This is a genomic window from Paraburkholderia kururiensis JCM 10599 = LMG 19447, assembly GCF_003986935.1.
GTDB lineage: Bacteria > Pseudomonadota > Gammaproteobacteria > Burkholderiales > Burkholderiaceae > Paraburkholderia > Paraburkholderia kururiensis.
In genome coordinates this window covers 199720-222644 of the sequence record NZ_RJZE01000011.1, presented here as the reverse complement: position 1 = coordinate 222644, position 22925 = coordinate 199720, and the positions used below count along the sequence as shown (strand labels likewise).

Below are 22925 nucleotides of genomic sequence, written 5' to 3'. Positions count from 1 at the left end.
ACTAAACGACCGCCGCTAAACGATCTGCGCGGCTTCGTCGAACGAGAGTCTGGGGTTGCGCGGATGCAGCGCCGATGCGTCGCCGTGGCCCAGGTTGATGAGGAAGTTCGACTTCACGGTCGTACCGGCGAAGAACGCCGCGTCCACCTTCGCCTTGTCGAAGCCGGACATCGGCCCTGCATCCAGGCCAAATGCCCGCGCCGCCACGATCAGGTACGCGCCCTGCAGCGAGGCGTTGCGAAACGCGGTGTCGGCAATGGCCGCATCGTTGCCGGCGAACCAGCTGCGCGCGTCGGCATGCGGGAACAGCTTCGGCAGGTGCTCGTAAAAGGCCATGTCCATGCCGACGATCACCGTAACCGGCGCCGCCATCGTCTTGTCCACATTGCCCGGGGCGAGCGCGGGCCGCAGCCTCTCTTTCGCCTCGCGCGATTTCACGAACACGAAGCGGCCGGGGCTCGAGTTGGCCGACGTCGGTCCAAGCAACGCGAGTTCGACGATGCGATGCAGCAACGCGTCGTCCACAGGTTCGTCGCGCCACACGCTGTGGGTGCGCGCTTTGCGAAACAACTGGTCGAGCGTGTCGTCGGAAAGAATCATGATCGGAACCTCTTGACGTGGAGGTGGAAGGACCGCGACCGGATGCAGGCTCGCACGCGAACGACACAGCAAGGCGCGGGAAGGCACGTGCTTTTCAAGCGCCATAATAACGATCGACGCGGGCGTTTTTATCCGCGCACCCCCGGTTTGCCCGAACCTTTTTTGTTACGTCCAGCTACACGCTCTGCCATGTTCGATCTGTTCGACGACGCTGCGCAACCCGATGTCGCCTGGTATCCCGACTGGCTCACGCCCGCCGAGGCGTCGCGCGCGCTCGACGACGTGATCGCGCAGACCGCATGGCAGCAGGACACCATCGGCACGCCCGCCGGGCGCGTGCCGCTGCCGCGCCTGACGGCATGGCAAGGCGAGCCCGACGCGGTCTACGTGTATTCCGGCATTCGCAATGTGCCGCAGCCGTGGGTGCCGGCCGTGGCTGCGTTGAAAGCGGCGGCCGAAGCGGTGTGCGGCGTGCGCTTCAACAGCGTGCTGCTCAACCGCTACCGCAGCGGCACGGACAGCATGGGCTGGCACGCCGACCGCGAGCCTGAACTCGGGCCGGAACCGGTCATCGCATCGGTCAGTCTGGGCGCGACGCGACGCTTCGATTTGCGGCACAACGCGACGGGCGTGGTGCGCTCGTTCCAGTTGAAGGGTGGCAGCCTGCTCGTGATGCGCGGCAGGACGCAGGCCGAATGGCGGCACCGCGTGCCGAAAGCGCCAGACGTACGCGGCGAACGCGTGAATCTCACGTTTCGTTGGGTGACGCCGCGGCGTTGAAGGTCCACTGAGCGCGACGAGCGCGAGTGAAGTCGGCTTGCATCAACGCACCGCTGTGACGGGCACGCGCGCAATGCGCACGAGCCGGTCGAGCACGCTTTGCCGGGCGATGTGCCGGATTGCATGCAGCACGCCCCTGGGCGGGGCTGCGACCACGATCTCGTCGCAGCGCTGCTCGTCGGCGCAATGGGCGATCGTCGGGGCGAGGGGACCTACCTGCACCGCTAGCGAATAGCGCGCGTGGGCGTCGTCGAGAATGCGGGCGGCGCGCTCCAGCGCCTCGTTTGCGGCAGCGGCTTCCATGGCGCGCAGTTCTTCGAGCGGGTAGAACGCTTCGAGCCGCGTCGATTCGAGCGGCGGCTGCACGTTTAGCAGCACGACTTCGGACACGCATCGCTCGTGGTAGAGAAACGCCGCGTGCCGCACGGCCTGCAACGACCGTTTCGAACGGCCCACGGGAACCAGCAGCTTCAGCATGACAGGTCCTTCCTTGTGGATGGGGGAGTGAATTTCACCGGCCGAAGAGGGGGACAGCGTGCTGGAACCGCCTTTCGCCGTTGCCCTCCGGTCGCTGACGGGAAGAGTAGGTGGCGGCGCGTAAAAAGGGTGTCAAAAGCGCGGCGTAAAGGGAAATGCGTTGTATTGATTACAAATATTGCTCAACGTCTTTCAATACCGCTCAATTTTCCAAATTTCGCCCAGCGGAGTGTTGTCTCTCGTGCGGTTCTCTCGCACGAACGCGAAAAAAACTTTATGCGCATAAAAACCGGATACGCGCACATCGCCAGATAGCGTTTCGTCACACGTATGACACGGTCGTGCGATTCAGCTTCGCCCGTTCGTCTCCCGGTTCGCAGGGCGGCCGTAAGGATCGCGATCAGGACCTATAGTCGCCTTGCTGTGGCTGTGGCTGTGGCTGTGGCTGTGGCTGTGGCTGTGGCTGTGGCTGTGCCTGCCGTCTGGCGGGCGAGTCCCTCATTGGAGAGGCGATGTGACGACGATTGGAAACTGGCTAAAGAACCATTTGCTGCCCTCCGCGCCGCAGCAGCCCACGCCGGCCACCCCGAACGAGCCCGCGGCGGTCAAGCCGGTTGCCCAGACGCGCCCGGCCGGCACCCAGCTCGAGCCGCTGCGCGCACTCAACCAGGCGGTGCGTGGCCAGCCCGCGCAACCGGATGAAAAAGCCGTGATGCGGACGGACCTGAAGGGCGACGTGGGTCGCAAGTTCCGCCCGGGCACGCGTTCCCTTCCGGTACTGCCTGGCTACACGAAGAATGCCGTCGACGCCATGCCGGCCCAGCCTGACGTCCAGCTTCACAAGCGCCAGGTGCGCACGCCCGACCCGAAGGCGACTGCGCCGGCCTCGGTCGAACGCCTGCGCAACAAGGACGTGAAGAGGGTGACGGGCAAGACCGACCGCACGCGTTCGCAAGCCAGCTTCGAACTCAATCACGCCGGCCCCGCGGCGCAGCGCATTGCGTCGGGCTTCACGCTCGGCACGCATCCCACCGCGCGAGACGAGCGGGCGGCGCTCGGCGAAAAAATCCGCGATGCCATTCCCGCGGACAAACGCGGCGAGCCGCCTCACACGCTCGCCTTGATGCTCGGCCGCGCGCTCGCGGAGGTGTCGGGCGGCGACGTGGGCCGTGCGAACACACTGCTCGACCAGTTGCGCGATTCGTCCGTGCCGCGCTCCGACGACGAGCGCCGCGATCTCTTCGCGCTGACGTGCGCGCTGTCCCGTGCGCCGCTCAGCTTCGAGGCGCTCTCCATCGTCGCGCCGCACGAACTCACGCAACTGCAGTCCTCTTCGTTCAGCAAGACCGAGAACAAGATTCACAACGACGCGAATCGCGAAACCCGGCGTGCCGCCGACAGGCTGCTCAAGCACTGGCCGCCGAACGAACCGCGTCCGCGCGACATCGGCGAGATGCTGGTGGCCGCCAACACCGTACTGCCGCGCGCCGACCGTCACCCAGGGCTGGCGAGCGACGCGCCCGATACGGTCGCGAAGGCGCTTGGCAGCGAACCGCTCGCTGCCAAGGCGCTGATCTGCGGCGCAGCGCTCATCGACGATCCGCGGGCGAATCCCGAAACGCGCTTTCGCTCGGCGTATCTCGCGTTTCGCAATCACATCAGCGAAGAGAAGCTCGGGCAGGTGCAGTCGCGCATGTACCACATGGTCACGCAGGCGCAGCGCACCGCGCGGAACGCGCAAACCGGCTCGTGGCTGCGTCGCGCCGCCAATTTCATGAAGAGTCCGAGGCGCATGGCGCAGGCCGCGCAGCACACCGTCGGCACCAATAATTCGGCGCACGACGCACTGAATCTCGGCACAGCAGGCGGCCTGCTTCAGCATCCCGAAGACGACTTCAGCACGGTGCTTTCCATCGACGTCGTCATGAAGCAGCTCAACAACAGCATCGTGGCTGCGCCCGTCACGCCGTACGGGCAGCAGCCGGACCCCCAGCTCGTGCAGAATGCGGTGCGCGCGGTCGCGCTCGGTCAGTGGCAGCAGGCGATCGGCGCGAAGGGCAAGCTGCGCCGGGGCATTGGCTTTGGACGCACGCAGCGCGGCATCATCGAGCGCGAAGTCGCGAAGATGCTGCACGTGGATCGCAAGACGGTACGCGAAAGCCAGGCGTTCAAGGACCTGCCCAGGCAGATGACGGCCGACGAACTCGCCACCTGGGCCGAGGAATCCGGCGCGGCCATGGACGACGTCGTGCCCGATACGAGAGACCGCACGCTGCGCCAGAACATCGAACGCATGAAGGTCGTGCTCTACGAACCGGACCCGCAGGCGAGCAGCAGCGTGGAGGGCATCGGCGATTCGCTCTGCTACGTGATCGGCAACATGCCGCGCACGTGGCAGATGCAGCTTTCGAGCGGCGGTGTCTACGGCGTCAACGCAAACATTTCGGATAACCTGGCGACGGCGCTCGGCATCGTCGGGCTGCCCGCGGCGGCCATTGCGCCCGACGTGGCGCTTCTGCGCGGGCGGCATTCCGTCGTCGAGGTGGGTTCGTCGGCGCACAACGGCCAGCTTTTCATCGGCACGGACAAGCGCGTGTCGATGCACGCGGGCATGGGCGGCTTTATCGGCTGGTCGTTGCTGGGCGGCCGGCTCATGGCGAGCGGCTACGGTAGCGCCGTAGCGGGGCGCGACACGAGCAAGCCGCGCGGCGTGATGTTTCGCGCACGCGTGAGAGGCACGGAAGATCCCGCAGGGGAACCCGAAGCGTGGCGCGACAAACTGCAGTCGGTGGTGCGCAACATCTATCGGTCCGGGCCTGGCGCGCAGGCGCCGCGCTCGCAGACGGAGATGTGGGACGGCCTTGCCGAAGAGTTCTACAAGGACCCGGACCTCTCCATCAACTGGCTCGAGAACAACTCGGCAACGAACTACGTGTCTGTCTCCGGTACGGCAGGCGCGCGCTACGTGAACCCGGACGGCTACAAGTTCGGTCCGTATGCGACGGCGGAAGGGCGTGTGAGCGGCAACACGATGCATCGCGAAGACGCCACCGGCATGCAGACTGTCGAGACCGCGGTGAAGGGGCGCACGGCCGGCGTGAACGGCAGCGCGTCGCTGGTTGCAGCGCCGGCGCCCAGCCCGTATTCGACCGGCAGTCCGTTCGGCTCGTCTTCGCTGCCGAGCACGCCCGCGTTCGGCATTGGCGTGTCGGTCCTGCAGTCGGCCACCGGCGCGGCACTGCGCATTGCCGAGGAGGACGGCAACGTGGTGCCGGAGCGCACGTTCCGCGACACCGAATTCACGAACGTCGATCACTACCTGCAATACATCGACAGCCGCAACGCCGACTGGAGCGCATCCGCCGAACACGGCCAGCAGCAGGTCAACGAGTACCTCACGAAAGTGAAGCTCAACAGCGGCCACGGCAACCAGATTCATGGCGAGCGCCAGCGCATGACGCCCGAAGCAGGCGCGGAAATCAACGCGTATCGCAACGTGCTGCGTCTCTACGACGAAAGCGGCCGGCCGCACAGCGACGAAGACAAGAAAGAGATTGCGCGTATCCAGGGCGAGATGGCGCGCGTGCTGGAGTCGCCCGCGAGCTGGACGAACCAGGTGCTGTACACCTACGAGATCAACGTGAAGCAGCAGGTGAAGGGACCGATGTACGTGATCGGTGCGCAGTCCGTGAAGCAGGTATCGGCGGAGCGGGAAGTGAGTACGCTGGCGGCGCGGTATTGAGCCGATTGCGGTACGCCGTGCGCGCCGTTTCTATTCGCCGCCCGTGCCGCCCGTGCCGCCCGTGCCGAGCCGCCGCCGCAACGTGGCGGCGAAGCGATCGAACGGCAACGTGGAGGCCGCGAGCGCCGTGACGTCGGGATACGCCTCGCGCGCGATGTCGGTCAGCACTTGGCCCGGAGGTGCCTCGGCGAGCACCGTCGCGCCCATTTCCACCATGACCGTGAGCGCGTCGAACCAGCGCACGGTATAGCGCATGTTGCTCGCGAGGTCTGTGCGAATCGCCTCGCCGGTGTAGAGCGGCCTGCCGCCGCGATTGCCGACGTAGGTGCGCTGCGGCGCGCGGAAGGGAAGGTCGCGCGACCAGGCGCCGAGTGCATCGGCGGCGTGGGCCAGCAGCGCGCAATGCGACGGCACGCTCACGTCGAGGCGCGTCGCCTTGCGCGCGCCCGCCGCGAGTGCGCGTTCGATGAACGTGTCGAGCGCCGCGTTCGCGCCCGCCATCACGATCTGGCGCGGCGCATTGACGTTGCCGACGTAGACGCGCGGATAACCGTCGCGCGCGTGCTCTTCGGCAAGCCGCTCGCATTGTGCTTCGTTGAGACCCGAAATGGCGGCGAGGCCGTAGCCCGACGGGTACGCGCCTTCCATCAGCTCGGCGCGACGGAGCACCATCTTCAATGCGTCAGCGAACGCGACGGCGCCGCAGCTCACCGCGGCAGGATAGGCGCCCACCGAGAGCCCCGCGCAGATCTGCGCATGCAGCCCTTCGCGTTCCAGCGCCCGCCACACGGCCACGCCGGCCACCATGAGCGCGATCTGCACGGCTACGGTGGAGTGCAGCGCGTCGGCGGTGTCGAGGGCGAGCACGTCCTGGTTCAGCACACCGGATGCTTCGGCGAGCGTTTCGCGCACCGCCGCATGCTCCGGCAAACGATGCAGAAACCCTGCGCTTTGCGCGCCCTGGCCGGGAAAGAGCAGCGCGAGCATCACGCTGTCTCCGCTGGCAACGCCCACGGGTCCGCCACGAGACGTGCCCCCGCGGGATCGCGCACGAGCACGCGCGGCTTGCCCATGGCGAGTTCGGCCAGTGCGACGCCGCCCATGGGCGTTTCGAGCTGCACGTCGATGCGCAGGCCCGCGTGCGTGGCGTACTCTGCGAGGGCGGCTTGCAGGTCGCGCGCGGTGGCGCACGCAAGCCGCTGGGGCGTGCGGACCAGTAGATCGAGGTCGCTCGCTTCGGTTACGCAGGGCATGCCTGTCGCGAGTTCGAATCCGCTGCTTCCGGTAGGACCCCAAACGAACGATGCGAGCGGCGACGCCGCGCTGCGCAGCGCTACGAGCGCGCGCATGGCGGGCAACGCGCGGCGGGTGGGCACAGGCGCTACGTGGAGAAGGTCTTCGGGGGCAATCGACGCTTCGATGTCCGCCGTTTCGGCCCACGTGCCATAGCGCTGCGCACGCGCGCTGCCGCGCACGCCGACAGCGACGAAGCCCGTTGCCGCAAGCGCTCGCCGCACCACGACGAACGGCGCGCGCGCCCAGGCCTCGCGCACCCAAGGCGGCTCGTTTTCATAGGCGGGCAGGCGCGCGAGGCGCAGCAGGTCGTGCGCGCGCCAGCGTGCGTCGGTTGTGAGGTCGGTTGCGAGGTCGGTTGTGAGCTCAGCGGCGGCCTTCGCGTGAGCAGTGTCGGCGTTTGCATGGCCGACTCCATCAGCGAATTCGTCAGCAGGCCTGACGCCGGCCTTCGCGCCCGCCTCCGCGACTGCAAACGGCGGTGGCGCACACGCGCGCATTACGCCTCGTTCCACTGTTCGGCCAGCCGCCGGCGCACTTCGATGGACGCGGCGCGCGTCTTCTTCGCAGTCTCGGACTGCAAGCGATGCGAGAGATCGCGCGAACCGGCGCCCACCTCGCGGACCTCGCGCACCATCTCCACCAGCACGCTGCGCACGCGTTCGATCTGCGTGTCGTTGGGGGCGTCGGCGTCCACGCCGTCGATGAGCCGGTCCAGCAGACCGAGCTTCGCGAACGACGCCATCGAATACGACATCGGCACGATGGTCTCGCCGAGCGCATCGAGCGCTTCCACGGTGCGGCGCGTCACGCGCGCCGCGGCCTCTTTGCCCATGGCGTGGACCATGGTGCCCGGCGCGTCGAGCGCGACGATACGGTTGGCCTGATAACCGTGCGCGAGGAACGCGCCCGACATCGCTGGCCCGACGATCAGCGCGACCACGGGATGCCCGGCCTGGCGCGCCGACGCGTAGGCGTCCACGGCGGCGGCGCACGCGAGGTGAATGCCGAGCATTTCCTCGCGATAGCCGTACGCCTGGCTCTTCACATCCACCACGGCGACGATGGGCCGGCGCACGTCGCGCGCGGCGTCTTCGGCAATCGCTTCGCGAACGGCCTGGGCAAGGCGCCAGCCCTGTTCGAGGCCGACCACGTTGGTCGTGGCGCGCGGGAAGCGGTTGCCGGCATCGGGCACGACGGCGATGAAGCGCGCGCGTTCGTCGCCGAGCGGTGCGTCGGCGCTCCAGACGGGCGCAGACGTCGCGCTCTCGCCCGCGAGCGCGCGAAACCAGCGTGCGCCGCGCGTGTCGGGTTCGGTTGTCTGAGCCGCCTGGGGCGTTTGAGCCGGAGCGTCGCCAGCGTGTGCAGGTTCCCCACCGCGAAATACCGCACGCATGGATTCGGGCGTCACCGTGGCCGGGTCGATCTGCGCGAGGCGAGCCAGATAAGCTTCCACCTGCGCGCTGCGCGGCGTGCCATCGAGGCCGCGCGCGAAGGCCGCGCGCACGGCGTCGCGCATGGCGTGGGCGTCGTCGTCCACGAGCGCATCCGCGAGACCCGTGGCCGCGCGCTGCGCGCCGCCGATCAATTGCCACACGTGGCGGCGGTCGCTCGAATCGAGTTCTTCGATGCCCGCTTCCTGTTCGATCACTTCAGGGCCGTTCATGCCGAGCCGCCCCTGTTTCGTGATGACGAGCGACGAGCACAGCGCTGCCGCAAGCGACATGCCGCCGAAGCACCCCACCATGCCCGCGATCACGCCCACCACGGGCACGTGGCGGCGCAGCGCGACGATGGCCGACTGGATCTCCGAGATCACGGCGAGCCCGAGGTTCGCTTCCTGCAGCCGCACGCCGCCCGTCTCGAACAGCACGACGGGACGTACGATGCGGCCGCGCTCGCAGTCCGCCAGCGCGAGTTCGAGCGCCGCGGCTATCTTGCTGCCCGAGACTTCGCCGATGCTGCCGCCCTGAAACGCGGACTCGATGGCGGCGACCACGGCCGGTTCGCCGTCGATGCTGCCGCGCGCGATCACCACGCCGTCGTCCGCCTGGCAGACGACGCCTTGCAGCGGCAGCCACGGCGATTCGATGTGGTCGAACGGACCCAGCAGTTCGCGGAACGAGCCCGCGTCGAGCAGGGCGCGCGCGCGTTCGCGCGCCGAAAGCTCGATGAAGCTGTCGCGCAGCAGCGGTGCCTGAGCCGCTGCGGTTTGTACGCCGGCTTCGCTCATGGGCGGCCTCCCTCGTTGTTGCTTTCTGCGGACCCGGTAGCTTCGGCAGCTTCCACCGCTTCCGCGAGACGCAGCGCGACGACGCCGGGCGTGGCGCCAAAGTCGTTGATTTCGATGCTCGCGGCGCCGTCGTAGCGCGAGAAGAAGCGGTCCAGCACGCTTTTCCAGATGTGGCCGTAGCCGTCCACGCTCGTGCGCACTACGACGTGCGCGCTCATCGCGCCCGCGGGCGAGAGCAGCACTTCGAGGTCGCCCGAGCCCACCACGCCCACGTGCGCACGCGCCGTCAATGCGCGGTGCGCCGGGTAGTCGAAAGTCAGTTGTTCCATGAGCTTGTCCTTCCGCGAGCGCGGTGTCGAACCAGTCTGTCGATGAAAAGGGTGGCGGCGAGCAGGTCCGCGGCGCCGCCCGGCGAGGCGTTCAGGTCGAGCAGGCGCCGCTCCAGTGCGGCGAGCGCCGCGCGGCCCGCGGGCGTGGCGCTGCCGCCCAGATCGAGCACGCGCTGCGCGCCGCCGCGGCCGGCTTCGAGTCCCGCCAGACCCGCGCGATGCAGCAGGCAGGTGTCGTCGAGCGAGGCCATGATGGCGAGCAGCGTATCGAGCCGCGCCGCGGTTTCGCCGATGCCGCGCGCGCGTGCCGTGCAGAGCGCGGGCAGGCCGATCTTGATCACATGTGGAAAGCCGTCTTGCGCTTCGCGCCGCGCGCCGCCTACCTGGAAGCGGGCGCGCACGCGCTCGCCGTTGCTGTGGGTGGGGGCGGCGTGAAGGTCGGGGAAGGCGGCGATCTGCGCGGCGAGCGAGCCGATGCGGGCGGCGCGGGCGTGGTGGTCGTCGTGCTTATGCTCTGGGGCGCTGCCCAGACAGCGCGCGACGTCGCTGAAATCGCGGTGGGTGCCGCTTGCAGCGAACGCACAGCTTTCCGGCGCCGCGTTCGGCCACGCATGCGAGGCAACGGCGGCTGCGTTTGCAACAGCAGCACCAGGCGAGTCGATTGCCGCGCCCGCCACGAGCAGACCCACAATCCAGATCGCCCCGCGATGCGCGTTGCTGCCGCCCGTGGCGCGCAGCATCTCGGCTTCACCGTGGCGTCCGATGCGTGCGAGTTCCGTGCGCATCGCTGCCGAGGGCTCGCCGTGCGCGAGCGCCGCGCGCGCGAGCGCTGCGAACGTCGGCGTGAGCGTGTGCGCGGAACGCAGCATCGTGGCGAGATTCAGATCGCGATGTGCGCCACTGCCGCGTGTGTCCACGAGCGCGGGCTTCGGTGTAAGCAGTGCTTCGTCCACGAGCGCTTCGACGGCGAGCCGCGCGAGCAGGGCGTCGGTTTCGCGTGGCAGGGACGCAGCGGCGAGCGCTTGCGCGCGGGCGAGTTCGTTGCCCGCCGCGGCATCGACTGCCATCCCGGACGTTTCCGCGCAGCCGTAGCCAAGGGCCGCTGAATCCCGCGTCGCGCACTGAGGAGGCATCGCGCTCACCAGCTGCGAAAGCGGGCCGGCGGCGCGTAGAGTCCGCCCGACCAGGTCACGAGGTCGTCGATGCTGCGCGCCGCCAGCAGCGAGCGCTTCGCATCGCCACGGCGAATGCCGAGATCCTCGGGGAAAGCGACGACGCCGCGCCGGCGCAGCTCGTCGGTCTTCTCGCGTTTTGCCGTGAGGCCAATGGGCGTGACGCCCGCCACCGCGGCGAGCGCGGCGCGCCGTTCCTCGACGCCTTCGGCCTTGTGCAGATGCGCGATGCCTTCCTCGGTCACCACGTGGCTCACGTCGTCGCCGTAGATCATCACGGGCGCCACGGGCATACCGCTTTTCTCGCCCACGGCCACCGCGTCGAGTTCTTCGACAAAGGTGGGCTCGCCGCCTTTCTTCCATGTCTCGGCCAGTTGCACGACGAGCTTGTGTCCGCGCGAGACCGGCCCCTGGTCCTTCAGCAGCTTGAGCCACGCTTCGCTCGCGTGGCGCCGGCCGCGCGGGTCGTGGCCCATGTTCGGCGCGCCGCCGAAGCCCGCCAGGCGCCCGCGCGTCACGGTGGACGAGTTGGCGTCGGCATCGATCTGCAGTGTGGAGCCGATGAAGAGATCCACGCCGTACTGGCCCGCCAACTGGCACAGCACGCGGTTCGACCGCAGGCTGCCGTCGCTGCCCGTGAAGAAGACGTCGGGGCGCGCGGCGATGTACGCCTCCATGCCCACTTCGCTGCCGAAACAATGCACGCTCTCCACCCAGCCCGATTCGATGGCGGGAATCAGCGTGGGGTGCGGGTTGAGCGTCCAGTTGCGGCAGATCTTGCCCTTGAGCCCGAGGCTTTCGCCGTAGGTGGGCAGCAAGAGTTCGATGGCGGCGGTGTCGAAGCCGATGCCGTGATTGAGCGAACTGATGCCGTAGGGCGCGTAGATGCCCTTGATCACCATCATCGCCGTGAGCACCTGTAGGTCGCCGATGTGCCGCGGGTCGCGCGTGAAGAGCGGCTCCACGGCGAAGGGGCGGTCCGCTTGCACGACGAGGTCCACCCACGAGCCCGGAATGTCCACGCGCGGCAGCGTATCGACGATCTCGTTGACCTGCACGATCACGATGCCATGCCGGAACGCCGCGGCTTCGGCGATGGTGGGCGTGTCTTCGGTATTCGGGCCGGTGTAGAGGTTGCCGTGGCGGTCGGCTTTTTCCGCACACAGCAGGGCCACCTGCGGTGTGAGGTCCACGAACATGCGCGCGTACAGCTCCACGTAGGTGTGGATCGCGCCCACTTCGAGCTGGCCGTCTTCGAGCAGTTGCGCCACGCGCAGGCTCTGCGGCCCCGCGAACGAGAAGTCCACGCGATGCGCAATGCCGCGTTCGAACAGCGCGAGATGCTCGGGGCGGCTGATGCTCGAAATGAGCAGATGCACGTCGTGCACGCGTTCCGGGTCCACCTTTGCGAGCGAGCGCGAGAGGAAGTCGGCCTGCTTCTGGTTGTCGCCTTCGAGCGCCACGCGGTCGCCTGGGCGCACGAGCTGTTCGAGCGCATCGACGATACGTTCGCGCGGCAGCACGCCGTCTTCGAGCCACGGTGCGACAGCGGCAAGGCGCCGGGCCTTTTCGTCGCGCAGCGTGGTCCACGAACGCGCGGCGCCCGCGGTCGGAGAAGCGGAGCCTGCGGCGTGGCTCGGCAACGGGGAGAGCATCTCGGCTGGGGGCTTCATCGGCAGGTTCAACTCCCGTTTTGAGCGCGCGGGCGACGGCCACGCGCGCGGGGTGTCCGTGTTCCTACTCCTGCGGCGGCATCGGCACGCGCGCGGTCGGTAAGAAAACGATGGATCAGTTCGCCCGTGCCGAGCAGATGCGCGGCCACGAGCGACTGTGCCGCCGCCGTGTCGCTGCGCACGACGGCATCGACTATGGCGCGGTGCTCGGCGTCGGATTCGCCCTTGTACTCGGGCAACCCGAACTTGAGCCGCAGATAGCGTTCGCCGCGCCGGTGCAGCGCGGCGATCATCTCGATGAGGCGCGGCCGGCCCGACGGTTCGTAGAGGCACATATGAAACGCCTCGTTGCGCGTGACGTAGAGCGACGGGTCCGGCTCGCCTTCGGCGGCATCGCACAGCGCGCGGGCGCAGGCCAGCGTTTCGGGCGTGTGATGCGGAATGGCGAGCCCGAGCGCGAGGCTTTCGAGCGCCGAGCGGATCTCGTAGATCTCGCGCGCCTCGTCCGCCGAGAGCGGCGCGACCGTGGCGCCCTTGTTCATCTCGACGTTGACCCAGCCCTCGCTTTCCAGCTGGCGCAGCGCTTCGCGCACGGGAATCGCACTCACCGAAAAGTGGCGCGCGATCGTGTCCTGACGCAGCGGGGCGCCGGGCGCGAGCGTGCCATCCACGATCGCCGTGCGAAGCGCGTCGGCAATCACCCGCGAGGTGCTTGCACGAGGCGCGACCGCGACCCCAAGGCGAGGCGTGGCGGTGCGATCCAGGGGAAAACCATTCGTTGCGTCATTCATGGGATTGCATATTATATATAAAAACAACCAAATTCCAGTCAGGATCGGCCCCAGGGTTGTACTGCCCCGAGGCCTTTTTTCTACTGCATTCCAACCGTATCCCCCGGAGACAGGAGCATGTCGAATTCAATCACGGACCGCGCGCAGGGCGCGCCACGCGCGGCGCGCACGCCGCTCAACCGCTCGCAGATTGCGGGATTCTGGGGCGCCTGGGCGGGCTGGACGCTCGACGGGATGGACTCGTTCATCTACGCGCTCGTGCTCACGCCCGCGCTCACCGAACTGCTGCCGCGCTCGGGCTATGCCGCCACGCCGGGCAACGTCGGCCTGGCGGGCTCGATTCTCTTTGCGCTGTTCCTCGTCGGCTGGGGGCTCTCGTTCATCTGGGGGCCGCTCGCCGATCGCTTTGGCCGCACCAAGGTGCTGGCTGGCACCATTTTCATGTTCGCCATTTTCACCGGGCTTGCGGCAACGTCCCACAGCGTCTGGGAACTGGGCGTGTACCGCTTTCTCGCGGGCGTGGGCATTGGCGGCGAATGGGCGCTGGCCGGGACCTACGTGGCCGAATCATGGCCGGAGGACCGCCGCAAGATGGGCGCGGGCTACCTGCAGACCGGCTACTACGCGGGCTTCTTCCTTGCCGCCGCGCTGAACTACACGGTGGGCGTGCACTTCGGCTGGCGCGCGATGTTCCTGACGGGCGCGGTGCCGGTCCTGGTCGCCATCCTGATCCTCACGCGCGTGAAGGAATCGGAGAAGTGGCAGAAGGCCGAGGCCAAGGTGGTGCGCACGCGTCCGCTGCATGAGATTCTCGGACCGGCTTACCGCCGCCGCACGTGGGTGGCCTGTGCGCTCCTGACCATCGCGATCATCGGGCTGTGGGCCGGCGCCGTGTACGAGCCCTCCGCCGTCATCCAGCTCGCGCTGAAGTCGGGCATGGCGAAGGCCGATGCCATCAAGACGGCGTCGCTCGCCACGGGGCTGCTTTCGATCGGCACCATCCTGGGTTGCCTTGCGCTGCCGCCCATGGCCGAACGTATCGGCCGCAAACGCACGCTCGCGGTGTACTTCTCGGGCATGGCCGTGGCGATTGCGGGCAGCTTCGGCTGGGCGTTCTATCTGCCCAACGGGCTCGCGCCGTTCATCGCCTGGCTCTTCGTGCTCGGCTTCTTCGGCGGCAACTTCGCGCTCTTCAGCCTGTGGCTGCCCGAGCAGTTCGAGACGCGTGTGCGTGCCACGGCGTTTGCGTTCTGCACGTCGTTTGGGCGCTTCGTCGGGGCGGGCGTGAACTTCCTGCTGGGCGCCGCGGTGCTCAACATGCACACGCTCGGCGTGCCGGTTGCATTGACGGCCATTGTGTTCGTCGCGGGTCTCTTCATCATTCCGTTCGCGCCGGAAACGAAGGGTGAGGTGCTGCCGCAGTGAGCGGCGAGGGAAGTGAGTGGTGAGGGGGCGGGTTTTGGGTTTCAGCCCGAAGCGCCCCAAGCGGGCGGGCCGGCCTATCATGACGCGTGCGGCGGTTGATTGGGCACGACCCAGCGGGATATGACCCAAGCGGGGCACGACCTGGCGGGACATGACCCAAGCGGGACCCGACCCGACGGTTCGCCGCCCCACGAAACACCGCCCGTCACCCTTCGCTCCCGGAGCGATCACTGCCCATGCCCTTCGATCCCGACCGATATTTCGCCCGCATCGGCTACCGCGGCGCCCGCGTGCCGACGCTCGACGTGCTGACGGAGCTGCATCGGCTGCATCCGCATGCCATTCCGTTCGAGAACCTCGACCCGCTCGCGGGCCGCCGTGTCGTGCTGACGCTGCCCGCCATCGCTGAGAAGCTCGTGGAGAGCCGTCGCGGCGGTTACTGCTTCGAGCACAACACGCTGTTTGCGCACGTGCTCATGCAACTAGGCTTTCGCGTGACGCCGCTGATCGCGCGCGTGCTCTGGGGCCGCGGACCGGACGCCGTAACGGCGCGCTCGCACATGCTGCTGCGCGTCGATCTGGACGACGGTCCCTGGATCGCGGACGTCGGCTTCGGCGGGGTCACGTTGACCGCGCCGCTGCGTCTCGCGGCGGGCGGCGTGCAGCAGACGCCGCTGGAAGCGTGCCGTCTCACCGAAGCCGCAGACGGCGCATTCGACTTCGAAATCCAGGCGCCTCGCCAGGAAATTTCCCAGGAAACTTCGCAGGAAGCTTCGCAAGACACCGCGCAATCCGCCGCCGATAGCAACTGGATCAAGGTCTACCGTTTCGATCTGCGGCCTGCCGAGTGGATCGACTACGAAGTGGCGAACTGGTACACCTCCACCTGGCCCGAATCCATCTTCACCCACAACCTGATGGTGTGTCGCGTGATGCCGCACGGCCGCGCCACGCTCTTCAACGACCGGCTCACCGAGCGCGCCAGCGACGGACGCGGCACCGACCACGCCATCGGCAGCGCGGCCGAACTTGGCGAATGTCTGCACGAGCGCTTCGGGCTGGACATCGCCGGCATGGATCTGGACGCCCTCTACGCGCGCGTGCAAGGGCGCGGCATGAACGTTTGATCGGGCGCCGGCCCGGTCTCCTTCCTTTTCTTCGGCACGACGGCACCGTGCCGGCCCGCGCGAGCGCGTCACTGCGCCGACGCGCCCGCGTGCCCGTATGGGCCGCTCGCACACCGCCTAAGCCCACCCAGCGAGCATCGTTTTCACGTCAACCTGTCTAGACAAAACGCACCGTGCTGGCGTGCTTTTGCACCGCCCAAGGGACGCAAACGGCCGTTTTCGAAGCACGGCACGCCGGGCTGGCCGGTCGTTCCCGCCCCGTGTGGCGCGGAAAGGCACGCCGGTATAAGGGCATACCCGAGGTCGGCCACATTTCCATGCCGATGCACTTGCGCAACTGTTTTTGACTGTGCAAGCTTGTCTATACAAATTTTTAAACCTCGGCACTCAACCTGATCAAGTGGGCGCCCGGCCGCTGAATGATGTTCCCTCAGAGAAAAGGAGATTCGACGTGATGGTCAAGCGCATGACGTGGGTGGCAAGGATGGGCGCCGTGCTCGGCGTAGCGGCGGTGCTCGCCGCGCCCGTGCAGGCGAAGGAATGGAAGTCGGTCACGGTCGCGCTGGAAGGCGGCTATGCCCCCTGGAACCTGACGTTGCCCGGCGGCAAGCTGGGCGGCTTCGAGCCCGAACTGCTGGCCAATCTCTGCACGCGCATCAAGATCCAGTGCAACATGGTCGCGCAGGACTGGGACGGCATGATCCCGGGCCTGCAGGCGGGCAAGTTCGACGTGCTGATGGACGCGATCTCCATTACCCCCGAGCGCGAGAAGATCATCGCGTTCTCGCGTCCGTATGCGGCCACGCCCGCCACGTTCGCCGTCACGGACACGAAGGTGCTGCCGAAGGCCGCCGCCGGCGCGCCGGTCGTGAAGCTCACCGGCGAAGCGAAGACCGACCAGCCCACCGTCGACGCGCTGCGCAAGCAGCTGAAGGGCAAGACCATCGGCATCCAGTCGGGTACGGTCTACACGAAGTTCATTAACGACAGCTTCAAGGACGTGGCCACCATCCGTGTCTACAAGACGTCGCCCGAGCGCGATCTCGACCTCGTGGCGGGCCGCATCGACGCCTCGTTCGACGACGTCACCTACTACGCGGCGCTGATGGACAAGAAGGAGAACGCGTCGATCGTGCTGGCCGGGCCGAAGATTGGCGGCTCGATCTGGGGCCCAGGCGAGGGTCTGGCGTTCCGCAAGCAGGACGCCGATCTGCGCGCGAAGTTCGACACGGCCATCGCGGCGGCGCTCGCGGACGGCACGGTGAAGAAACTCGCCGCCAAGTGGTTCAAGACGGACGTCACGCCTTAAACGTGGCGACTTAAACCTGGCGACCTGAGCGTGGCGACCTAAGCGTAACGACCTGAACAGCACCCCCGCCGTTTTTGGCGGCACGCGCATCGCCTCGTGCGATGCGCGCATCTTCATGACTCGCATCGAGCGAGGAGCAGGCGAATGGAATTGATCGAGATGCTCGGCTTCGGCCCGCAAGGGTGGGGCGGCGTGCTGTTGCTGGCGGCGCTGATGACCGTGGTGTTGACGCTCGCGGCGCTCGCCGTGGGCGCCGTGACGGGCGCGGCCATCGCGGCCGCGAAGCTGTCGCGCTTTCGCGTGGCGCGCGTGCTGGGCGACGTGTACACCACCGTGTTTCGCGGCGTGCCCGAACTGCTCGTCATCTATCTCTTCTACTTCGGCGGTTCCACGCTCGTGACCACGGTGGGGCAATGGTTCGGCGCGGAGGGCTTCATCGGCGTGCCGCCGTTCGTGATCGGTGCGCTCGCGGTGGGCATGATCTCCGGCGCGTACCAGGCCGAGGTCTATCGCGCCGCGGTGCTCGCCGTCTCGCGCGGCGAGCTGGAGGCGGCGCGCGCCATGGGCATGGCGCCGCTCACCGTGTTTCGCCGCATCCTGATTCCGCAGGTGCTGCGCTTCGCGCTGCCGGGCATCGGCAACGTGTGGCAGCTGAGCCTCAAGGACTCGGCGCTGATCTCCGTCACCGGTCTCGCCGAGTTGTTGCGCACGAGCCAGGTCGCGGCCGACTCTACGCACCAGTACTTCACGTTCTTCGTGGCGGGCGGTGCGCTCTATCTCGTCATGACGGGCATTTCGAATCGTATTTTCAACAAGGCCGAAGCGCAGGTGGGCAAGAGTTTTCGCCGCAACTTCGCACGCAACTGACGGGAACCGCCGCCATGCCCATCGACTTCGACTTTCTCTTCGACACCACGCGCCAGCTGCTCGCGGCCGTGCCCACCACGCTGAGTCTCTTCGCGTGCTCGCTCGTGCTGGGCGGGCTGCTTTCGTTCGTGATCGTGGCGATGCGCGTGTCGCCGCACTGGCTGCCGAACCGCTTCGCGCGCGCCTACATTCTCGTGTTTCGCGGCTCGCCGCTTTTGATCCAGATGTTTCTCGTCTACTACGGGCTCGGCCAGTTCGGCGTGATCCGCGAGAGCTTCGTGTGGCCCGTGCTGCGCGACCCGTACACCTGCGCGGTGCTCTCGCTTGCGCTCTGCACGGCGGGCTACACGGCCGAGATCATTCGCGGCGGCCTGATGGCCGTGCCGGTGGGCCAGATCGAAGCGGGCTACGCCTGCGGCATGTCGGGCTTCACGCTGCTCTTTCGCGTGATCGGTCCGATTGCGCTGCGGCAGTGCCTGCCCGCGTATTCGACGGAAGCCGTGCTGCTCGTGAAATCGACGGCGCTGGCGAGCCTCGTCACGGTTTGGGAAGTGACGGGCGTCGCGCAGCAGATCATCCAGCAGACCTATCGCACGACCGAGGTGTTCATTTGCGCGGCGCTCATCTATCTGCTGCTCAATTTCATCGTCGTGAGGCTGCTCGGGTGGCTCGAATGGCGGCTGTCGCGTCATCTGCGCGCGGCGCCCCTTCAGTCCCAGACGCTGCCGCCCACGGCGAGCGCGCAAAGCGGCGCGCGGTGAGGCCTGACCCGGACACACCTTTGCATACCCTCATTCCTCTTTATCCAGCTTCACCGCTGCGGAGACAGTCATGAACGCACCCGCGCCCGTCGCGCTGTCGGCGAAAAACATCCACAAGTCGTTCGGCGAGCATCACGTGCTGAAGGGCATCTCGCTCGATGCCCGCGAGGGCGACGTGATTTCGATTCTCGGCGCGAGCGGCTCGGGCAAGAGCACGTTCCTGCGCTGCCTCAATCTGCTCGAAACGCCCGACGACGGTTCCGTCGCCGTGGCGGGCGAAGAACTCGTGCTCAAGCGCCGCGGCGACGGCAAGCTGCAGCCGGGCGACCGGCGCCAGGTGGATCGCATCCGCTCGCAGCTCGGCATGGTGTTCCAGAACTTCAACCTGTGGTCGCACATGACCGTGCTCGAGAACTGCATCGAAGGACCGATGCGCGTGTTGAAGCGCCCGCGCGCCGAGGCGATCGAGGAAGCCGAAGCCCTGCTCGCGAAGGTCGGGCTCGCGGAAAAACGTGGCCACTATCCGGCGCATCTTTCGGGCGGGCAGCAGCAGCGCGTGGCGATTGCCCGCGCGCTCGCCATGCATCCGAAGGTCATGCTGTTCGACGAACCCACGTCCGCGCTTGACCCCGAACTCGTGGGCGAAGTGCTGCGCGTGATGCGCGCGCTCGCGCAGGAAGGCCGCACCATGCTCGTCGTCACGCATGAAATGGGCTTTGCGCGGCACGTCTCGAACCGCGTGGTGTTTCTCCATCAGGGCTGCGTGGAAGACGACGGCACGCCCGACCAGGTGTTCGGCGAACTGCGCTCGGAGCGCTTCCGCCAGTTCGTGTCGAGCCACCAGCACCGTACCGCCCACTGAGTTTCGCGAGGCTTGCCATGACCGTGATCCGTTCCGACCGTCCGCTCGACTGGCGCGACATCGCCGCCGTCGCCGCGGGCGAAGCGCTGCAACTCTCGGCGAGCACGCGCGAGCGCATCGCGGCGGCGCGCCTGCTCGTGGAGCGCATCGTCGAGCGCAACATTCGCGCCTATGGCGTGAACACCGGCGTGGGCGCGCTCTGCGACGTCGTGGTGTCGCCCGGCGAGCAGCGTGCGCTGTCGCACAACATTCTCATGAGCCACGCGGTGGGCGTAGGTGCGCCGCTCTCCGCCGTGCAGACGCGCGCCATCATGGCCGCCGCCGTCAACAATTTCGCGCACGGTCATTCAGGCGTGCGGCTGGAAGTGGTCGAACGGCTCGTCGCGCTGCTCGATGCGAACTGCCTGCCCGAAGTGCCCGCGTTCGGGTCCGTCGGGTATCTGAGCCATATGGCGCACATTGCGCTCGCGTGCATCGGCGAAGGCTATGTGCGCATGCATGGCGAAGGCCGGCCTCCGGAAGGCGAACGTATCAGCGCGAGGGAAGCGCACCGGCGCCTTGCGCTCGAACCGCTCGTGCTGCAGGCGAAGGAAGGCCTGAGCCTCGTGAACGGCACGCCCTGCGTGACGGGGCTTGCGGCCGTTGCAGTGGCGCGCGCGGAACGGCTGCTCGACTGGGTGGACGCCGTCGCCGCGATGAGCTTCGAGAACCTGCGCGGACAACTGGCGGCGTTCGACGCCGAATCGCTCGCGCTACGGCTGTCGCCCGGCCTCAACGCCGTGGGCGAGCGGCTGCGCACGGCGCTCGCGGATAGCGGCGTGCTGGCCTCAGCCGTGGGCCGACGCACGCAGGATCCGCTCAGCATGCGGACCATTCCGCACGTGCACGGCGCGGCGCGCGACGTGCTGGCGGAAACGGCGCGCGTGGTGGACCGCGAACTGGCGTCGATCACGGACAACCCCATCGTGGCCGGCACGCCCGACGCGCCGAAGGTCTACTCGCAGGCGCATGCGGTAGGCGCATCGATTGCGCTCGCCATGGACAGCCTCGCGCCCGCCATTGCCCAGGTGGCCGCCATGGCCGAGCGGCGTCTGGACCGGCTCGTGAATCCGCTCGTGAGCGGTCTGCCCGCGTTTCTCGCGCAGCCGGGCGGCACCTGTTCGGGCTTCATGATCGCGCAGTACACGGCGGCGTCGCTCGTGGCCCAGAACCGGCGGCTCGCCGCGCCTGCGAGTCTGGACGGCGGCATCACCTCGGGGCTCCAGGAAGATCACCTCTGCCACGCGACGCCGGCTGCGCTCAAGGCGCTCGAAGTCGTGGAAAATGCCGGCCGGATCGTGGCAATCGAACTGCTGGCCACGGCGCAGGCCTGCGACCTTCAGCCCACCGACGCGCCGCGTGCCGCGCTCACGGAAGCGCTGTGGCAGCGCGTGCGGGCGAAGGTGCCGGCGTACTGCGACGACCGGCCGCTCGCCGACGACATCGCCGTGGCGTTCCACCTGATCGCCGACGAAGCGCCGCCCACCTGGCCGCAGCCGGGCAAGGTCGAGAGTGGTTCGGAAACGGCGGCGCTTGAAGCGGCTGCGACCGGTGAGGCTGCTGCGCATGGTGTGGCTACGTCGGGCGTCGCTACGTCGGGCGTCGCTCCGTCAGACCCGGCCGCCAACGACCCGCATGCTACCCATGCCGGCTGAACAGCGCCCGTGCCGCGTACGCGCGGACAGCGGCAGCGGTCCGGTTCTGCCGCTGCCCGCGCCCGCATGCGAAGACCCGTTGCGTTGCGCTCCGCCCGCCATCCATGAGGCCCATGTGAATACGAACGAGGAAAGCCCCATCAGTACGCCGTCCCCGCGCGCCGCGGTGTCGCGGCAAGCTGTGCCGGCCTACGAGCAGATCAAGCGCTATGTCGTGAAGAACATCGCCGAAGGCGTGTGGAAGCCGGGTGGCCTGATTCCTTCCGAAGCCGAACTCGTGAAAGAATTCGGCGTAGCGCGCATGACCGTGTCGCGCGCGCTGCGCGAACTCACGACCGAGCGGGTGCTGACGCGCGTGCAGGGCTCGGGCACGTTCGTCGCGCCGCGGCACTACGAATCCACGGTGCTCGAAATCCGCAACATCGCCGACGAAATCGCCGCGCGCGGGCACCGGCATACGGCTCGCGTACTGACGCTAGAAGCCAGCGACGACGCCCTGGCCCGCGACGCGCTGGGGCTTGCTTCGGGACCGGTGTTCCACTCGCGCATCGTCCATAGCGAGGAGGGCGAGCCGATTCAGTACGAGGACCGCTACGTCAATCCGCGCGTCTTTCCGCAGTACCTCGAGCAGGACTTCACGGCGGAAACGCCGAATCACTACATGGTGCGGCTTGCGCCCATCCAGCGCGCCGAATTTCGCATCTACGCGCAGAAGCCCGATGCTCACGTGCGCCGGCATTTGCTGATGGAGATCGGCGAGCCGTGCCTCTTGCTGTGGCGTCGCACCTGGGTGGGCCAGGACATTGCGACGTCGGTGCAGTTGTGGCACCCCGCGTCACGGTTTCATCTGGCGGGACACGTTTAGGGCCTGTTTTCAGTGTGACCAGGCCCCTGGGCTTGCCTGCTCTTACGGATAGGGCTCTTGCCCGGCCTCTCCTGCGCCCGGCGTCGGCAGCTCGTCCGCATACCGCCGATAAAGCCACGACAGCGACGACGCGGTCAGCACCACGAAGAGCGCGTTGATCACGCCTTCCACGATGGCGACGACGGGCCGCAGCCACGTCGCGTCGGGCATCGAGAAGGCCGCCGACATCAGCACGAGCAGTACGCTGCCGATCACGATGACGGGCAGGACAGCGACGCCCGTCACGCCGGTCATGCTCCAGAAATGCCCGCGGGTGTCATGCCACGTTGCTCGCAGCGCAATGGGGCCGCCCAGCGCGATGGCGGGAAACACGAGGCTCAAGCGCACCATCAGGTAGATCCACGCCAGATAAAGCACGATCAGGAGGAAGACCGCGCCGCCCACGTGCTGCGGGCGCAGCACCAGGGTGAGCAGCAATGCCGCGAGGATGATGGCCAATCCCATGCCGACGGCCGCCGCGACATACCGCAGGAGCGGCTTGCCGTTGAGCGGAATCATCGGCTGGGCGCCCTCCCGGAGCAGCACGAAGCGATGCACCTTGATGGACAGCACGGCGTAGAGCACGAGCTGCACGACAAGCATGGCGACCGACGCCAACGCGCGGCCTGCCATATGCATCGCGCGGCCGGCCTCAGGTGCGTCCATCGGCATGTGCGGCAGGGAGACGAACGCCGCGACGGCAAGCACCGCGGCGCACACGGCGAAAAGCGTGGACATCTGCGCAATGGCCTGGCGCGCGCTCGCCCAGCTGCCCGTCACGCAGTCCCGAAAGGTCATCTGTTCCATGGTTGTTGTTCGTCGTCGTTGCAGGTGGCCGCAGTGTAGCGCGCGGCCGCCTGCACGACGATGACAACATGGCCCGTAC

At 67.7% G+C, this 22925-nt stretch carries 19 protein-coding genes and 2 pseudogenes; 10 read left to right on the top strand and 11 right to left on the bottom strand.

Features of this window, described 5'->3' with window-relative positions; translation table 11 throughout:
* Window positions 1–15 precede the first annotated feature (15 nt).
* Complete coding sequence (locus tag PKKP23_RS15545; RefSeq protein WP_126877554.1) at window positions 16–600, bottom strand: malonic semialdehyde reductase; 585 nt, start codon at window positions 598–600, stop codon at window positions 16–18.
* A gap of 189 nt (window positions 601–789) precedes the next feature.
* Between PKKP23_RS15545 and PKKP23_RS15540 the strand changes: the two genes are divergently transcribed.
* Window positions 790–1380, top strand: coding sequence for an alpha-ketoglutarate-dependent dioxygenase AlkB family protein (locus PKKP23_RS15540; RefSeq protein ID WP_126877553.1), 591 nt, complete (start codon window positions 790–792; stop codon window positions 1378–1380).
* Window positions 1381–1422: 42 nt separating this feature from the next.
* Here the strand turns inward: PKKP23_RS15540 and PKKP23_RS15535 are convergent, their stop codons facing one another.
* A complete protein-coding gene (locus PKKP23_RS15535; RefSeq protein ID WP_126877552.1) occupies window positions 1423–1857 on the bottom strand; it encodes a universal stress protein in 435 nt (144 codons plus the stop codon).
* A 514-nt stretch (window positions 1858–2371) separates the two neighbouring features.
* On the opposite strand from PKKP23_RS15535, the gene PKKP23_RS15530 reads away from it, so the two are divergent.
* Complete coding sequence (locus PKKP23_RS15530) at window positions 2372–5599, top strand: hypothetical protein (RefSeq protein WP_126877551.1); 3228 nt, start codon at window positions 2372–2374, stop codon at window positions 5597–5599.
* A 30-nt stretch (window positions 5600–5629) separates the two neighbouring features.
* Here PKKP23_RS15530 and mdcH read toward each other — a convergent pair whose 3' ends face one another.
* From mdcH to PKKP23_RS15495, 8 genes and pseudogenes are all read right to left on the bottom strand, one after another.
* The gene (gene mdcH / locus PKKP23_RS15525; RefSeq protein ID WP_126877550.1) at window positions 5630–6586 is read right to left on the bottom strand and encodes a malonate decarboxylase subunit epsilon; all 957 of its coding nucleotides are present in this window, start codon (window positions 6584–6586) and stop codon (window positions 5630–5632) included.
* A complete protein-coding gene (locus PKKP23_RS15520) occupies window positions 6586–7392 on the bottom strand; it encodes a malonate decarboxylase holo-ACP synthase (protein ID WP_126877549.1) in 807 nt (268 codons plus the stop codon). Before PKKP23_RS15520 ends, mdcH begins: the two co-directional genes overlap by 1 nt.
* Window positions 7392–8198, bottom strand: a pseudogene (mdcE, locus tag PKKP23_RS34560) (biotin-independent malonate decarboxylase subunit gamma); the annotation flags it as partial. The pseudogene mdcE and the gene PKKP23_RS15520, both read right to left, overlap by 1 nt.
* A gap of 75 nt (window positions 8199–8273) precedes the next feature.
* Window positions 8274–9125 (bottom strand): annotated as a pseudogene (locus tag PKKP23_RS34555) (biotin-independent malonate decarboxylase subunit beta); the annotation flags it as partial.
* Window positions 9122–9454 (bottom strand): malonate decarboxylase subunit delta, encoded by a 333-nt coding sequence (locus PKKP23_RS15510; RefSeq protein WP_026121211.1) that lies wholly within the window; start codon window positions 9452–9454, stop codon window positions 9122–9124. The gene PKKP23_RS15510 and the pseudogene PKKP23_RS34555, both read right to left, overlap by 4 nt.
* Entirely contained in the window at window positions 9442–10521 is a 1080-nt protein-coding gene (locus PKKP23_RS15505) for a triphosphoribosyl-dephospho-CoA synthase (protein WP_240659030.1), read from the bottom strand. Before PKKP23_RS15505 ends, PKKP23_RS15510 begins: the two co-directional genes overlap by 13 nt.
* Before the next feature lie 71 nt (window positions 10522–10592).
* Window positions 10593–12281 carry a malonate decarboxylase subunit alpha gene (mdcA, locus tag PKKP23_RS15500; protein WP_017773636.1) on the bottom strand — a complete coding sequence of 563 codons (1689 nt, stop codon included), beginning with the start codon at window positions 12279–12281 and terminating at the stop codon, window positions 10593–10595.
* Window positions 12282–12307: 26 nt separating this feature from the next.
* Entirely contained in the window at window positions 12308–13090 is a 783-nt protein-coding gene (locus PKKP23_RS15495) for a GntR family transcriptional regulator (RefSeq protein WP_126877546.1), read from the bottom strand.
* A 117-nt stretch (window positions 13091–13207) separates the two neighbouring features.
* On the opposite strand from PKKP23_RS15495, the gene PKKP23_RS15490 reads away from it, so the two are divergent.
* The 8 genes from PKKP23_RS15490 (at window position 13208) to hutC (ending at window position 22000) form a co-directional block, all read left to right on the top strand.
* Window positions 13208–14515, top strand: coding sequence for an MFS transporter (locus PKKP23_RS15490; RefSeq protein ID WP_017773638.1), 1308 nt, complete (start codon window positions 13208–13210; stop codon window positions 14513–14515).
* Between the two features lie 236 nt (window positions 14516–14751).
* On the top strand, window positions 14752–15642 hold the full coding sequence (locus PKKP23_RS15485; RefSeq protein ID WP_126877545.1) for an arylamine N-acetyltransferase family protein: 891 nt from the start codon (window positions 14752–14754) through the stop codon (window positions 15640–15642).
* Window positions 15643–16096: 454 nt separating this feature from the next.
* The gene (locus PKKP23_RS15480) at window positions 16097–16951 is read left to right on the top strand and encodes a transporter substrate-binding domain-containing protein (protein WP_017773640.1); all 855 of its coding nucleotides are present in this window, start codon (window positions 16097–16099) and stop codon (window positions 16949–16951) included.
* A gap of 144 nt (window positions 16952–17095) precedes the next feature.
* Window positions 17096–17818, top strand: a complete 723-nt coding sequence (locus tag PKKP23_RS15475) for an ABC transporter permease (RefSeq protein ID WP_126877544.1) — start codon at window positions 17096–17098, stop codon at window positions 17816–17818.
* Between the two features lie 14 nt (window positions 17819–17832).
* On the top strand, window positions 17833–18579 hold the full coding sequence (locus PKKP23_RS15470; protein WP_126877543.1) for an ABC transporter permease: 747 nt from the start codon (window positions 17833–17835) through the stop codon (window positions 18577–18579).
* A gap of 70 nt (window positions 18580–18649) precedes the next feature.
* The gene (locus tag PKKP23_RS15465; protein WP_017773643.1) at window positions 18650–19441 is read left to right on the top strand and encodes an ABC transporter ATP-binding protein; all 792 of its coding nucleotides are present in this window, start codon (window positions 18650–18652) and stop codon (window positions 19439–19441) included.
* Between the two features lie 17 nt (window positions 19442–19458).
* A complete protein-coding gene (locus PKKP23_RS15460) occupies window positions 19459–21135 on the top strand; it encodes an HAL/PAL/TAL family ammonia-lyase (protein ID WP_126877542.1) in 1677 nt (558 codons plus the stop codon).
* On the top strand, window positions 21116–22000 hold the full coding sequence (gene hutC, locus PKKP23_RS15455) for a histidine utilization repressor (RefSeq protein WP_126877541.1): 885 nt from the start codon (window positions 21116–21118) through the stop codon (window positions 21998–22000). The genes PKKP23_RS15460 and hutC overlap by 20 nt, the downstream gene beginning before the upstream one ends.
* Window positions 22001–22042: 42 nt before the next feature.
* Here the strand turns inward: hutC and PKKP23_RS15450 are convergent, their stop codons facing one another.
* Complete coding sequence (locus tag PKKP23_RS15450) at window positions 22043–22846, bottom strand: hypothetical protein (protein ID WP_126877540.1); 804 nt, start codon at window positions 22844–22846, stop codon at window positions 22043–22045.
* Between the last annotated feature and the right edge of the window lie 79 nt (window positions 22847–22925).

Excerpts from the sequence above, each read along its gene's own strand:
- PKKP23_RS15520 (WP_126877549.1), bottom strand. The coding sequence starts at position 7,392 with ATGCGCGCGTGTGCGCCACCGCCGTTTGCAGTCGCGGAGGCGGGCGCG.
- mdcH (WP_126877550.1), bottom strand. The coding sequence starts at position 6,586 with ATGCTCGCGCTGCTCTTTCCCGGCCAGGGCGCGCAAAGCGCAGGGTTT.
- PKKP23_RS15450 (WP_126877540.1), bottom strand. The coding sequence starts at position 22,846 with ATGGAACAGATGACCTTTCGGGACTGCGTGACGGGCAGCTGGGCGAGC.
- PKKP23_RS15475 (WP_126877544.1), top strand. The coding sequence starts at position 17,096 with ATGGAATTGATCGAGATGCTCGGCTTCGGCCCGCAAGGGTGGGGCGGC.
- PKKP23_RS15545 (WP_126877554.1), bottom strand. The coding sequence starts at position 600 with ATGATTCTTTCCGACGACACGCTCGACCAGTTGTTTCGCAAAGCGCGC.
- PKKP23_RS15540 (WP_126877553.1), top strand. The coding sequence starts at position 790 with ATGTTCGATCTGTTCGACGACGCTGCGCAACCCGATGTCGCCTGGTAT.
- PKKP23_RS15480 (WP_017773640.1), top strand. The coding sequence starts at position 16,097 with ATGGTCAAGCGCATGACGTGGGTGGCAAGGATGGGCGCCGTGCTCGGC.
- PKKP23_RS15460 (WP_126877542.1), top strand. The coding sequence starts at position 19,459 with ATGACCGTGATCCGTTCCGACCGTCCGCTCGACTGGCGCGACATCGCC.
- mdcA (WP_017773636.1), bottom strand. The coding sequence starts at position 12,281 with ATGCTCTCCCCGTTGCCGAGCCACGCCGCAGGCTCCGCTTCTCCGACC.
- PKKP23_RS15495 (WP_126877546.1), bottom strand. The coding sequence starts at position 13,090 with ATGAATGACGCAACGAATGGTTTTCCCCTGGATCGCACCGCCACGCCT.
- PKKP23_RS15490 (WP_017773638.1), top strand. The coding sequence starts at position 13,208 with ATGTCGAATTCAATCACGGACCGCGCGCAGGGCGCGCCACGCGCGGCG.
- hutC (WP_126877541.1), top strand. The coding sequence starts at position 21,116 with ATGCTACCCATGCCGGCTGAACAGCGCCCGTGCCGCGTACGCGCGGAC.
- PKKP23_RS15510 (WP_026121211.1), bottom strand. The coding sequence starts at position 9,454 with ATGGAACAACTGACTTTCGACTACCCGGCGCACCGCGCATTGACGGCG.
- PKKP23_RS15485 (WP_126877545.1), top strand. The coding sequence starts at position 14,752 with ATGCCCTTCGATCCCGACCGATATTTCGCCCGCATCGGCTACCGCGGC.
- PKKP23_RS15465 (WP_017773643.1), top strand. The coding sequence starts at position 18,650 with ATGAACGCACCCGCGCCCGTCGCGCTGTCGGCGAAAAACATCCACAAG.
- PKKP23_RS15505 (WP_240659030.1), bottom strand. The coding sequence starts at position 10,521 with ATGGCAGTCGATGCCGCGGCGGGCAACGAACTCGCCCGCGCGCAAGCG.
- PKKP23_RS15470 (WP_126877543.1), top strand. The coding sequence starts at position 17,833 with ATGCCCATCGACTTCGACTTTCTCTTCGACACCACGCGCCAGCTGCTC.
- PKKP23_RS15535 (WP_126877552.1), bottom strand. The coding sequence starts at position 1,857 with ATGCTGAAGCTGCTGGTTCCCGTGGGCCGTTCGAAACGGTCGTTGCAG.